The organism is Bradyrhizobium quebecense, assembly GCF_013373795.3.
In the GTDB taxonomy this organism is placed as follows: domain Bacteria; phylum Pseudomonadota; class Alphaproteobacteria; order Rhizobiales; family Xanthobacteraceae; genus Bradyrhizobium; species Bradyrhizobium quebecense.
The window spans coordinates 4,583,809-4,597,053 of sequence record NZ_CP088022.1 but is presented as its reverse complement, the minus strand read 5'-3'; the positions used below and the strand labels follow the sequence as shown (position 1 = coordinate 4,597,053).

At 65.0% G+C, this 13,245-nt stretch carries 10 protein-coding genes; 4 read left to right on the top strand and 6 right to left on the bottom strand.

The window, feature by feature from the left end; all coding sequences use genetic code 11:
- Window position 1 precedes the first annotated feature (1 nt).
- A complete protein-coding gene (gene ligA, locus HU230_RS22285) occupies window positions 2-2,149 on the top strand; it encodes an NAD-dependent DNA ligase LigA (protein ID WP_176529835.1) in 2,148 nt (715 codons plus the stop codon).
- A gap of 156 nt (window positions 2,150-2,305) precedes the next feature.
- Here the strand turns inward: ligA and HU230_RS22280 are convergent, their stop codons facing one another.
- Window positions 2,306-3,598 (bottom strand): multidrug effflux MFS transporter, encoded by a 1,293-nt coding sequence (locus HU230_RS22280; protein WP_176529836.1) that lies wholly within the window; start codon window positions 3,596-3,598, stop codon window positions 2,306-2,308.
- A gap of 262 nt (window positions 3,599-3,860) precedes the next feature.
- Entirely contained in the window at window positions 3,861-5,690 is a 1,830-nt protein-coding gene (locus HU230_RS22275) for an aminopeptidase P family protein (RefSeq protein WP_176529837.1), read from the bottom strand.
- A 187-nt stretch (window positions 5,691-5,877) separates the two neighbouring features.
- On the opposite strand from HU230_RS22275, the gene HU230_RS22270 reads away from it, so the two are divergent.
- Entirely contained in the window at window positions 5,878-6,063 is a 186-nt protein-coding gene (locus tag HU230_RS22270) for a hypothetical protein (RefSeq protein WP_176529838.1), read from the top strand.
- 18 nt (window positions 6,064-6,081) lie between these two features.
- Here HU230_RS22270 and HU230_RS22265 read toward each other — a convergent pair whose 3' ends face one another.
- Window positions 6,082-6,588, bottom strand: coding sequence for a hypothetical protein (locus HU230_RS22265; protein WP_176529839.1), 507 nt, complete (start codon window positions 6,586-6,588; stop codon window positions 6,082-6,084).
- A 1-nt stretch (window position 6,589) separates the two neighbouring features.
- Window positions 6,590-7,477, bottom strand: coding sequence for a 50S ribosomal protein L11 methyltransferase (locus tag HU230_RS22260; RefSeq protein ID WP_176529840.1), 888 nt, complete (start codon window positions 7,475-7,477; stop codon window positions 6,590-6,592).
- 171 nt (window positions 7,478-7,648) lie between these two features.
- Between HU230_RS22260 and HU230_RS22255 the strand changes: the two genes are divergently transcribed.
- Window positions 7,649-7,813, top strand: a complete 165-nt coding sequence (locus tag HU230_RS22255; protein ID WP_173637987.1) for a Flp family type IVb pilin — start codon at window positions 7,649-7,651, stop codon at window positions 7,811-7,813.
- A 269-nt stretch (window positions 7,814-8,082) separates the two neighbouring features.
- Here HU230_RS22255 and HU230_RS22250 read toward each other — a convergent pair whose 3' ends face one another.
- Complete coding sequence (locus tag HU230_RS22250) at window positions 8,083-9,684, bottom strand: phytoene desaturase family protein (protein ID WP_176529841.1); 1,602 nt, start codon at window positions 9,682-9,684, stop codon at window positions 8,083-8,085.
- Between the two features lie 177 nt (window positions 9,685-9,861).
- Between HU230_RS22250 and HU230_RS22245 the strand changes: the two genes are divergently transcribed.
- Window positions 9,862-12,126, top strand: a complete 2,265-nt coding sequence (locus HU230_RS22245) for a spermidine synthase (protein ID WP_176529842.1) — start codon at window positions 9,862-9,864, stop codon at window positions 12,124-12,126.
- 113 nt (window positions 12,127-12,239) lie between these two features.
- On the opposite strand, the gene HU230_RS22240 is transcribed toward HU230_RS22245, so the two are convergent.
- Window positions 12,240-13,094, bottom strand: a complete 855-nt coding sequence (locus tag HU230_RS22240; protein ID WP_224943451.1) for a poly(ethylene terephthalate) hydrolase family protein — start codon at window positions 13,092-13,094, stop codon at window positions 12,240-12,242.
- Between the last annotated feature and the right edge of the window lie 151 nt (window positions 13,095-13,245).

Here is a 13,245-nt window from a genome sequence, read left to right as displayed (position 1 = left end):
CATGGCTGCCAAGGCGACGAAAGCGCTGGTCGACGTCGACAAGCTCACCAAGGCCCAGGCCAAGGTCGAGTTGATGCGGCTTGCGCTCGAGCTCGAAGGCCACGACAAGCGTTATTATCAGGATGACGCGCCCAGCGTCACCGATGCCGAATACGACGCGCTGCGGCAGCGTTACAACGCGATCGAGAAGCGCTTCCCTGAATTCGTCACCGCGGAATCTCCCTCGCAGAGGGTCGGCGCCGCGCCGTCGGGGCGCTTCAGGAAGGTCCGCCATTCCGTCCCGATGCTGTCGCTCGACAACGCGTTTGCGGAAGCTGACGTGGTCGACTTCGTCGGACGCATCACACGCTTCCTGAAGCTGCCGGACGACAAGATCGATTTCTCGGCCGAGCCGAAGATCGACGGGCTCTCGATGTCGCTGCGCTACGAGGGCGGCGAACTCGTCACTGCGGCGACGCGCGGCGACGGCGCCGAAGGCGAGGACGTGACCGCGAACATCCGCACGCTGGAGGATGTGCCGCAGAAGCTCAAGGGCCGCAACGTGCCCGAGATCTGCGAGGTGCGCGGCGAGGTCTATATGACCAAGAAGGCGTTCCTGGCACTGAACGAGCGGCAGAAGGCTGAAGGCGGCACCATCTTCGCCAATCCGCGCAATTCGGCGGCCGGCTCGCTGCGGCAGAAGGATCCTGGTATCACCGCCTCGCGGCCGCTCGGTTTCTTCGCCTACGCCTGGGGCGAGATGAGTGCGATGCCGGAAGAGACCCAGACCGGCATGATCCACTGGTTCGAGCGCTGCGGCTTCAAGACCAACCCCTTGACCAAATTGTGCCACTCGGTCGACGAGCTGATCGCCTTCCATCGCAAGATCGAGGAGCAGCGCGCCAAGCTCGACTACGACATCGATGGCGTCGTCTACAAGGTCGATCGCATCGACTGGCAGGAGCGACTCGGTTTCGTGTCGCGCACGCCGCGCTGGGCGATCGCGCACAAATTTCCGGCCGAGCGCGCCATGACCGTGTTGCGCGACATCGAGATCCAGGTCGGGCGCACCGGCTCGTTCACGCCGGTCGGCAAGCTCGAGCCGGTCGGTGTCGGCGGCGTGATCGTGCAGAACGTCACGCTGCACAATGAGGATTACATCAAGGGCATCGGCAACAAGGGCGAGGTGCTGCGCGAGGGACGCGACATCAGGATCGGCGACACCGTGGTGATCCAGCGCGCCGGCGACGTGATTCCGCAGGTCGTCGATGTCGTGATCGACAAGCGGCCGAAGAGCGCGAAGGAATTCCACTTTCCGAAGAAGTGCCCGTGCCCGCTACACACCGACGTGGTGCGCGAGGAGACCGCGACCGGCGAGGAGGGCTCGCGGCTGCGCTGCAGCGGCGAGTTCGCCTGTCCGTTCCAGAAGATCGAGCACCTCATTCTGTTTGTGTCGCGACGGGCGTTCGACATCGACGGCCTCGGCGTGAAGCAGCTGCAATATTTCTTCGACGAGGGCTGGGTCAAGGAGCCCGCCGACATCTTCACGCTGCCGAAGCGAAACGCCAAGCTGAAGCTCGAGGACATCGAGGGTTATGGCGAAACCTCGGTGCGCAATCTGTTCGCCGCGATCGACAGCCGCCGCCGGATCGGGCTGGAGCGCTTCATCTATGCACTCGGCATGCGCCATGTCGGGGAGACCACGGCGCTGGCGCTCGCGCGCGGCTACGGCTCGTGGGAGGCGTTTCACGATGCCTGCCTCAAGGTCGCCAAGGGCGACGAGGAGGCCATCGCCGAGATGGATGCGCTCGACCAGATCGGCGACACCGTGATCCAGAGCATCGCGGACTATTTCGGCGAGAGCCATAATCGCGGCATCGTCGAGCGTCTGACCAGGGAGCTCGACGAGATCATCGATGCCGAGAAGCCGAAGAGCAATTCGGCGGTGGCCGGCAAGACCGTGGTGTTCACCGGCTCGCTCGAGAAGATGACGCGCGACGAGGCCAAGGCGACGGCCGAGCGGTTAGGGGCCAAGGCGGCAGGTTCAGTGTCGAAGAAGACCGACTATGTCGTCGCGGGACCGGGCGCCGGCTCGAAGCTTGCCGAGGCGCAGAAGCACGGCGTTCAGGTGCTGACCGAAGACGAGTGGCTGAAGCTGATCGGGGAGTGAGGGGCGCAGCGGCGCCACATTCTCCATTGTCGTCACCCGCGCAGGCGTGACCCAGTATTCCAGAGACAGTCATTGTTGAGCGGACAGGCCGCGGCGTACTGGATCCCCCCGCATGCGCGGGGATGACGAGTTATGGGTGTGGCGTGAGCATCTACCTCACATCATCCCCTGCTCATCCTCCTCGGCCTGCGCGATCAGCTCTTCGCTCACCACCACATTCCGCCGCGGTACGACGAAGATCATGGTGCAGGCGCAGGCGAGCGAGATCGCGAAGAGCGCCGATGTCAGCGGCAGCGTGGTGGTGGAGTGGCCGCCGAGATAGGCGCCGAACTGCGAGATCAGCGAACCGATGCCCTGCTGCAGGAAGCCCATGGCGCCGGAGGCGGTGCCGGCGGCCTCGGGGCGGATGCTGATGGCGCCGGCGGCGGAGTTGGCCATCACGAAGGCATTGGCGACCATCACGATCATCTGGGTGCCGAACAGCCAGAGCGGCGCCTGGTTCAGCCCGGCGAAACTCCAGATCAGGTTCAGCAGGCTGCCGCCGACCTGCAGCGCGAGCCCGAACCAGATCAGCTTCTCCAGCGAGTGGCGCGGCGCGAAGCGGACGCAGAGCAGATTGCCGATGAAGTAGCCGAACCCCGTCATCGCGAACCACGCGCCGTATTCGGCGCTGCTGCGGCCCATCTGGGTGACCACGATGTAGGGACCGCCGCCGGCGAAGGCGAAGATGATCTGTGACGCCAGCACCTGGCACAGCAGGTAGCCGACGAAGGCGCGGCTTCGCATCAGCCTGCCGAGGTCGCCGCGGAAGCTGGAGCTGTCGGCGCGGTCGCGGCGGGTTTCGGGCAGGGCGAGCGCGATGAAGATCGTGGTGATCAGCGACGCCGCGGTGATGAGATAGAGGATCGCGCGCCAGCCGAATGTGGTTTCCAGCAGACCGCCGGTCAGCGGGCTCACCATCTGCGCGATCATCAGCGCGGCGACGACGAGGCTGATCATGGCGCCGACCCGCTCGCGCGGATAGAGATCGCGGATGATGGCGCGGCTGATCACCATGCCGCTGGCGCCGCCGAGCGCCTGAAAGAAGCGCGCCGCGATCAGCTGCGGCAGGGTCTCGGCGAAGACAGAGCCGATGCCCGCCACCACCATTAGTCCGAGGCCCGCGAGCAGCACCGGGCGGCGGCCGAACTTGTCGGACAGCGGTCCCATGATCAGCTGCGACAGCGCGATGCCGACCATGTAGAGCGACACGGTCATCTGCGCGATTCCGATGTCGCGGCCGAACGTGGTCGCCAGCACCGGCAGCGCCGGAACCAGCATGTAGAGCGAGATCGGCGCGACGCCCGTCATCACGACGAGCATCAGCAGCATGACCTTCGATGCCGCGATGTTGTTGTCTTTGATGTTCTCTTGGGCCGCGCCGGGCGGCTTGCCCATCACGCCGTGCATTCAGGTCCGATCCAGCATTGTGGAAAGACTGTAGCGTGCCCGTTCGCGCGGAATACGTGTGTTTCGGCATACGCCCATGCGAATTCGGGCGACGTTTCGCCTCACGCAACAACAATCACCGCTGTCGTCCTCCGCGAAAGCGGGGGACCCAGTATTCCAGAGGCGTCAGTATGAGAAGGAGAGGCCGCAGCGTACTGGATCCCCCGCTTTCGCGGGGGATGACACCGAGTGTGAGGAGCTGGGAGTGCTAATCTCGACGCCGCTACTTCAACGCCGCCGTCGCCTCGTCGAGCCACAGCTTGGTGGCGTTGTCGTCGAGATGCGGGCGCACCACACGCGCGACGCGGGCGTGGTAGTCGTTGAGCCAGCTCAACTCGCCTTCGCTCAGCATGCTCACCTCGATCAGGCGGCGATCGATCGGCGCCAGCGTCAGCGTCTCGAATGCGTTGACCGGCTTCTCGGCGCCGGCAATGTCGGTGCCGATCACCAGCTCGAGGTTCTCGATCCTGATGCCGTAGGCGTCGGTCTTGTAGTAGCCGGGCTCGTTGGACAGGATCATGCCGCGCTTCAGCGGCGTGGTGCCGAGTTTCGAGATCCGCGCCGGCCCTTCATGGACGCTGAGATAGCTGCCGACGCCGTGGCCGGTGCCGTGCTCGAAATCGATCCCGGCCTGCCAGAGATGTTGCCGCGCGAAGCTGTCGAGCTGCGCGCCGGTGGTGCCGTCGGGGAAGATCGCGCGGGCGATCGCGATATGGCCGCGCAGCACGCGGGTGAAGCGGTCGCGCATCTCGTCGGTCGGTTTGCCGATCGCGATGGTGCGGGTGACGTCGGTGGTACCGTCCTCATATTGCGCGCCGGAATCGATCAGCAGCAGATCGCCGGGCTCGATGCGGCGGTTGCTCTTGCGCGTCACGCGATAATGCACGATGGCGCCATTCGGCCCGGTGCCGGCGATGGTCGGGAACGAGACGTCCTTCAGCGCGCCGGTCTGGCGACGGAAGGTTTCCAGCGCCTCGACGGTGTCGATCTCGGTGAGGTGGCCCGAGGGCGCCTCGCGGTCGACCCAGGCGAGGAAGCGGACGAGCGCCACCGCGTCGCGCTGGTGCGCGGTGCGCGTGCCGTCGATCTCGGTGAGGTTCTTGACCGCCTTCAGCAGACTGACCGGATCGCTGCCGCGCACCGGCTTGCCGCCGGCGCCGGCGATCAGGCGGCTCAACGCGTCTGCCGCGGTCGCGCTGTCGAGCGCGATCGATGCGCCGCGCTTGGCGAGCTCGGTCAGTTTTAGCGTCAGCGCCACCGGCTCCTCGACATCGGCGGACTGTTCGAGATGGTCGCGGGTCGCGTTGGACAGCTTGCGGTGATCGATGAACACGAGCGGCCGGCCTTCCTTCGGCACCAGCGCGTAGGACAGCGGCAACGGCGTATGCGAGACGTCGGCGCCGCGGATGTTGAAGGTCCAGGCCACCGCGTGGCTGTCGGAGAGCACCAGCGCATCGACACCGAGCTTGTTGATCTCGAGCCGGATGCGCTTCAGCTTCTCGGCCTCGATCTCGCCGGAAAACTGCGCGCCGTGGATCGCGACCGGGCCGAGCGGCGGCGCCGGCCGTTCGTGCCAGACCGTATCGACCGGGTTGCCGTCGACGGCGACCAGTTCGGCGCCGGCCTTGGCGCAGGCCGCCGCCAGCCGTTCGGCTGCCGCAGAAGTGTGCAGCCACGGGTCAAATCCTAGGCGGTCGCCGGCTGCCAGATGCCGGGTCAGCCAATGCTCCGGCGGCGGATCGACCAGCGGCTCGACCTGCCAGGCCTTGCGGTCGACCTGCTTGCCGGCCTGCAACGTGTAGCGCCCGTCGACGAACAGGGCGGCTTCCTTGCTCAGCACGATCGCGAGCCCGGCCGATCCGGTGAAGCCGGTCAGCCAGGCTAGCCGCTCCTCGGACGCCGCAACATATTCATTCTGCTGCTGATCGGCGCGCGGAACCGCGAACCCGGTCAGCTTGCGCCGCGCCAGTTCCTCGCGCAGCGCGCTTAAGCGCGCGGTCAGCGCCACGCCGCCTTCGGGCTCTTCGAACGTCTGGAAATGGGCTTCGAACATCGCCTTTGCACTCTCTTCGGATGCAGCATGAGCTTCGCGCCAACGCGCTGAGGCATGACCACATTTTTGGCATTACTTATGCTTGAATCATGGCATAGTTGAAGTGACCGGACGATGTCCACCATCGCCGATCGAGCGTACGGGGGGTGTCCAGGAGTGTCTCAACTCAACGGTGAGGAGATGCACGATGCCTGCATTCACGTTTGAGAAGATCTCGCCGCCGGTTCGCCGCGGGCCGATCGCGCCGGTCGAGCAGAAGCAACGTGGCGTCATCGTCCAGATGCTTGACCGTTTGGTCGAGGCGCGCGCGAGGCGTGCAGCCGGTCAGGACAAGGCCGAGACGGCCGGCCGCGATTCCGCAGCACCCGAATAACCAATCCGCAGATCGCGTTTACGGTGCGAGGTCGGACGCCTTCGCCACGGTTACATTGACGACCCTGGTGCCCTCGAGTTCGCGCACGATCCGCTCATCGGGGCCGACGACACCCAGATCGAATTCGCGCTCCGGCGTCAGCAGCGTCATGCGCTGACCGACGATGACGACGACGGTCATGTCGAGCGGCTCGCCGGATATCGCCCATTCCCTGAGCTCGTTGCGAAACGGCTCCCTGCGCCAGGCGTCGGGGAAGCCCGGATCGCATCTGACCTCGAGGCCGTCGTCCGACGTGGTCAGGACGAGCTTCGACCTAGAGGGCTTCCAGTGCTCCTCCAGCAGTTCGTTGACCAGCCAGACGCAGCTGAACGCGCGGCATTCCGCCGGCCGGCTTGGATAGATCTGGCAGCCGCGCCCCGGCCTACAATGCGCACACCATGCGTTGGCCGGCTTCGCCAGCTGTTCGATCGCCATCACCTTGCAGCAGAGCGTGCAGTCGCCGCACTGTCTGCCGGTCGCGGTCATTTCACCTGACCGAGCGCAGCAGCAGGCTGCTCCAACCCTCGATCTTCAGATGCCGCAGCGGCACCAGCCCACGGGCGCGATAGGCGGCGATGACCGCCGGTGCCTGATGCGTCAGCAAGCCCGAGAGGATGACCTGCGCCGACGATGCGAGGTGCTGGGCCATCGGCCCCGCCAGCTGGCGCAGCGGATTGGCGAGGATGTTGGCGAGCACCAGATCGAACGGCCCTTCCTCGGCAAACCGCGGCGACGCAAAGCCGGTGGCACGGATCACATCGACCAGATGTCCTACCCCGTTCAGCCGGGCATTCTCCTCGGCGACTCGTACCGACGGCGGGTCGATGTCACTCGCCAGCACCTTGCGATGCTGTGCCTTGGCGGCGGCAATCCCCAGCACGCCGGTCCCGGTGCCGAGATCGAGCACCCGGCGGGGCTGATAGGCCTTCAGCACGTGGTCGAGCAGCAGCAGGCAGCCGCGCGTCGTGCCGTGATGGCCGGTGCCGAAGGCGAGCGCCGCCTCGATCTCGATCCCGAGCTTGTTGGGGGCTATCCTGTGCCGGTCATGGTGGCCGTGGACGATGAACCGGCCGGCCGGGACCGGGACCAAATCTTCCAGGCTGGCCTTGACCCAGTCCTTCGCCTCGATGGTGTCAAATACCAAAGTCGATGCGACATCCTGCCGCGTTACCACCTGGCCGACAAGCTCGCGCAGTAAGGCCTGGTCCGGCGCCTCGGCAAAATGGATGGTGACGTCCCAGCGGCCGTCGGGCCGCTCGAAGGCCGCAAAAGCCGCCTGATCCTCGAAATACATCTCGGAGAGCGCGTCAACCACACGCTTTGCGGTCGGTTCGTCTGGAAGGGTGATGCTGGCGCGGTGTGTGGATGGGGTCATCGGAGGCCGGTAGCGCGGTTTTTGTTAAAATTTCAACCCGGATTCAATCGAATATCGCGAGAATTGATAGGTTCCCGATTCAGACAACCTTAGATACCGCCGTATTAGTACGGTGGCGGAACTCGGGAACTCCCTTCGTTCCAAGGCATCACAACCCAGGGCAGGGCTGCAATGAAGACTCTTTTCGTTAGGTTCTTGAAGAATGAATCCGGCGCGACCGCCATCGAATACGGGCTGATTGCAACCGGCATCGCCATCGCCATCATCGCTGCGGTGAATGGCGTCGGCACGAACTTGAGCGGGACATTCAGTACGGTCGCCAGCTCGCTCAAGTAATTTCGCAGACGGCGTTCTCTAGCAAGCACCGGGCAACGAGGCCCGGTGTTTTCTTTTTGACAGGTTGTCCACAGCGCCTCACGCAGCCTGTCCACAGGGCGTCAAGCGCGTCGTCCCGGGGTTGTCGGTCGCTGTTCCACAGGCAGTCCACCGGGATACGCACCGATTGTCCCGCTAGGGGACACCAAGTCTGACTACGGCCGACCCACAGCTTCTCAACAGACCTGTCCACAACTTGGCCCGGCCCCGACCGCGATCCGCCGTCCGCTCTATGCGAACAGCGCGCGGTGGTCGGCGAGGACGGCCCGCGCGGCGTTGTGGCCGGGGGCGCCGGTGACCCCGCCGCCGGGATGGGCGCCGGAACCGCAATGGTAGAGACCGCGCAGCGGTCCGCGGTAGTCGGCATGGCCGAGCATGGGACGCGCCGAGAACAGCTGGTTCAGCGTTAGCGCGCCGTGAAAGATGTCGCCGCCGAGCAAGCCGAACTGCCGCTCGAGGTCGAGCGGCGACAGGATCTGGCGGCCGATCACACTGCCTGCGAAGCCGGGGGCGTAGTTATCAACGGTTGCGATCATGAGGTCGGCGACCTCGTCGCGATGGTCGTCCCATGATTTGCCGTCGGGCAATTGCGGCGCGACGTGCTGGCAGAACAGGCTTGCGACATGCTGGCCCGGCGGGCTCAAACTGTCGTCGAGCGTCGAGGGGATCAGCACCTCGACGACGGGTGCGCGGCTCCAGCCGAATTCGCGCGCATCGCGCCAGGCGCGATCCATGTAGCCGAGACCAGGCGCGATGATGATGCCCGCAGTGAGGTGATCGCCCGGGCCGGGCAGCGCGGTGAACGAGGGCAGGGTATCAAGCGCCACATTCATCCTGAACGTGCCGGAGCCGTTCTGCCATCGCCCGATGCGCGTGCGGAATTCGCTCGCCAGTGCGCCCTCCGGCACCAGGCGTGTGTAGAGCAGCTTCGGGTTGACGTTGGAGACGACATATCTGGCGCGCACCGTCTCGCTATTGTCGAGGATGACGCCGGTGGCGCGATCCTTCTCGACGATCACCTCGCGGACAGGTGCATCGGTTTCGATCTCGACGCCATGGCTGCGCGCGGCATGCGCCATCGCCTGGGTGATCGCGCCCATGCCGCCGATCGCGTGGCCCCAGACGCCCTTCTTGCCGTTCACCTCGCCGAACGCATGGTGCAGCATCACATAGGCCGAGCCGGCCGCGTAGGGGCTGGCATAATTGCCGACGATGGCGTCGAAGCCGAACAGCGCCTTGACGAGCTCGCTCTCGAAACGCTCGTCGAGCATCTCGCCGGCCGATCGCGTGAACAGGTCGAGCAGGTCGCGCTGTTGTTCCAGCGACAGCCGGCGCAGGATGTTGGCGGTGCCAAGCGCGTTGAAGGCCTCGCTCATCGCGCCGATGCCAAAACCCTCGACCAGGTTCGGCGGTGCGCGCAGCACGAATTGGCGCAGCACGTCGGCGATGGCTTCGAGTTCCCTTGAGAACGCGCCGATTGTGGTTGCGTCGCGCTGACTGAGCTTTGCGACCGATTGCTGGGTACGGCCTTCGCCAGTCAGCAGGTAGCTGCCGTCGGGCGCGGGGAGGAAGTTCTGGGCGCGCCGCTCCACGATCTTGAGGCCGTGATCGGCAAGTTTCAGGTCAGAAATGATTTGCGGGTTGAGCAGGCTCACCGTGTAGGCGGCGACCGAATTGCGGAAGCCCGGACAAAACTCTTCGGTGACGGCGGCGCCGCCGACCACCTTGCGGCGTTCCACGACCTTCACCCGCAGCCCCGCCATCGCAAGATAGGCCGCGCAGGTGAGGCCGTTGTGCCCCGCACCGATGATGACGACGTCTGTTTCGTTCATGTCCGCTTCAAGAAGCAGTGATTAGAGCACGTGCTGTGGCGCCGCAGCGCCGCGTCGTCAAGTCCGCGTGACCGCGGTTTCTTGTCCGTGATACTGCCGTATGCTCAATCCCAATCCCCGGTGCGGTGCGCCGGACCGTCCGCCTCCGGCGCCTGCCGGGGCCATGCCGGAGCTTTCATGACATTTGAGCCGTCCGCCTCGCGAAACCGGCTGGTGCTGGTTGTCTACACCGCCGCGATCTTCGTCAGCGCGCTGCTGCTGTTCTCGGTGCAGCCGCTGTTCACCAAGATGGTGCTGCCGCGGCTCGGCGGCTCGCCGGCGGTGTGGTCGGTGGCGATGGTGTTCTTCCAGTCGCTGCTGCTCGGCGGCTATGCCTATGCACATCTCTTGATGAAGCTGAACAGCCGTGCGGTGCCGATCGTGGTGCATCTCGTGCTGCTCGTCGTCGCGCTGCTGACATTGCCGCTCTCGATCAGGAGCGGCTGGGGCGAGCCGCCAACCTCGGGCTACGCGGTCTGGCTGCTCGGCCTGTTCGCGGTCTCGATCGGCCTGCCGTTCTTCGCGCTCGCCGCCAACAACCCGCTGCTGCAGGCCTGGTTCGTGCGCACCGGTCACCCCAACGGCCCTGATCCGTATTTTCTCTATGCATCCTCGAACATCGGCAGCTTCCTGGCGCTGCTGTCCTATCCAGTGCTGCTCGAGCCGATGTTCACGTTGCGCACCCAGAACCTGATCTGGACCGGCGGCTATGGCCTGCTGATCATCCTGATCGCAAGCTGCGGCGTGCTGCTGTTGCGGTCGCCGGCTTATGCGGCCGCGCGCGACGCGCAAGGTGATGATGCCAATGCGTTGGCGCCGTCCTGGTCGCGGCGGGCGCGCTGGATCTTCCTGGCTGCGGTGCCGTCCGGCCTGCTGATCGCGGTGACGGCGCATATCTCGACCGACGTCGCGGCCGCCCCCTTGCTTTGGGTGCTGCCGCTGTCGCTGTATCTGTTGACCTGGGTGCTGGTGTTCCAGTCGCGGCCGCTGCTGCCGCACAAATGGATGCTGCTGGCGCAGCCGCTGGCGATTGCCGGCGTCGTGATCCTGCTCGCGGTCGGCGGCGAGCAGAACCTGCTGCTCACGCTCGGCGGCCATCAGCTCTGCTTCTTCATCATCGCGATGGCCTGCCATGGCGAGCTCGCGCGCACCCGCCCGGCGGCGAAATATCTTACCGGCTTCTATGTCGCGCTGTCGTTCGGCGGCATGGTCGGCGGCCTGTTCGCGGGGCTGATCGCGCCGTTCACCTTCTCATGGATCGCCGAATATCCGATCCTGCTGGCGCTCGCAGCGCTGTGCCGTCCGCCCGGCGGCGCGGAGCGGCTGCCGCGCTGGAGCGCCTGGTACTGGCCGTTCCTTACGGTGCTGGCGGTGGCGCTGATCGCACCGAGCTATTCGGCCGGCGACATCTTCAACTGGTTCGACGACCACCGGGTGTGGGTGATCGGCGCAGTCGGCGTGCTCTCGGCGCTGCTCGCGCTCGCACTGAATGCCAATCGCTGGAAGATCTTCGCCACCGTCGTGGTCGCGCTGGTGGTGCTGCGCGCCTATCCATCCGACGACGGCCGCGTCGAAACCGTGCGCAGCTTCTTCGGCGTACACAAGATCGTGGTGACGCCGAACGGGCAGTATCACGTGCTGATGCACGGCACCACGATCCACGGCGCCGAGAAGTTCAAGAACGACGACGGCACGCCGGTCGCCGGAAAGCCGGAGCCGATCAGCTACTATCACAAGGATGGCGGCATCGGGCAGGCCATCACCGCAATGCGCGAGCGCAAGGGTGCGCCGCTGAAAGTGGCTGTCATCGGCCTCGGCTCGGGGACGTTGACCTGCGCATCGGTCCCCGGCGAGGACTGGCGATTCTTCGAGATCGACCAGTCGATGGTCGATACCGCGCGCGACCCGAAATACTTCACCTACATCCAGAGCTGCGAGCCGAACCTGAAGCCTGTGATCGGCGACGCGCGGCTGACCTTCGCCAAGGAGCCGGACGGCGTCTACGATCTCATCATCGTCGACGCCTATTCGTCGGACGCGATCCCGATCCATCTCGCGACCGAGGAGGCGATGGCGATCTACAAGGAGAAGCTGGCGCCACAGGGGGCGGTCGTGATGCACGTCTCCAACCGCCATCTCGAACTTGCCAGCGTCGTGGTCGGCATCGCCGATGCCAACGACATGAAGAGCTGGGTCTACAGCGAGGATTCCGGGCGCGACAATGAGTACATCTTCTCGACCTCGGTCGTGGTCTCCGCGCGCGAGGAGGAGGACGTCGGCAAGCTCGCATCGTCCGACGTCTGGACTGAGACCGATGCCAACGAGAAGCAGCGGGTTTGGACCGACGATTATTCGAACGTGCTTGGCGCAGTCTACCGGCGCTTGCGCGACGGCGAGCAGTAGAGCGCTTTCGAGCGAAGTGGACGCCGGTTCGCGTGAAGAAAACGCGCCAAACTAACAGCTAGAGCTTTGGTTCTGATTCAATCAGAACCGAAAATGGTCCGGGCGGTCGTTCGCTACTTGGTGTCGGGGGCCGCCGACTTGTCCTTGTCCTGGCTCGACGCCGAAGCCGCAAGCAGCGGCATCGTCGGCGGGCTCTCGCCGGCGTCCTCGTCGAGGAATTGCTCCACGCCTGCCTGGATCGACGATTTCGCGCTGTCGGGGCCGCGGTCGCTGAGGTCGTTGTGCTGGAATTCGGTTCTGACCACCCTGATGCCGAGTCTGGCGCAGGTCTCGTCGTCAGGCACGACGCCCGGATCGGCCTTGAACACCGGGTCCCTGGAACGGAACGACAGGATCTTGATCTTGCTGTCGGTGATGAAGGGGACGCGCAGATTGTCCAGCGTCACGACCTTCTTGACCAAGTCGGGATGCTGCCTGGCGAAGAACATCGAGATGTCGCCGCCGTTGGAGTGGCCGATCAAGGTCAGCGCGCGATAGTTTGCGTTCGGATAGAGCTTCTTCAGCTCGTCGATCGCATACATGATGTTGAAGACGCCGCGATTATATTGCATGCGGCGGCCGACATATTCCTCGCCGACCTTGGTCACCATCGGCGCATCGGTGTCGAGATCATGCTGAATGCTGACGACGAGGTAGCCGCGTGACGCGAACACGTTGGTGAGGAACGAGTACTCGGTGTTCCTGACGGTGTTGCCGTGGCTCAGGATCGCGACTGGCAGCTCGATCATCTCGGCCATCGCCTGCATTTGCCGGTCGCGCCGGACCGCGACCTCGACCGTGACGTCGCGATCGTCGCGCAGAACGTCGTGGAACGTCAGCGTGGTGTGGCGGATGGCCCATCTGTCCGTCGTGAAATAGCCGGCCATCGCCACGATGCACAGGCAAAGGACAATGATGCCCCGTTTCATGTCGACCTCTGATATTGCCTACGCGACCCGCGCTTCTCGCCCTGGTTTCATGGGCATTCCGCGTGATTCGGCCTCCAGGGGCCGGGTGGGCGCTCTTGCCGCCGAATATCGGGCTAATTTTACAATCAGATGACGGCGCGACGACGGGCCA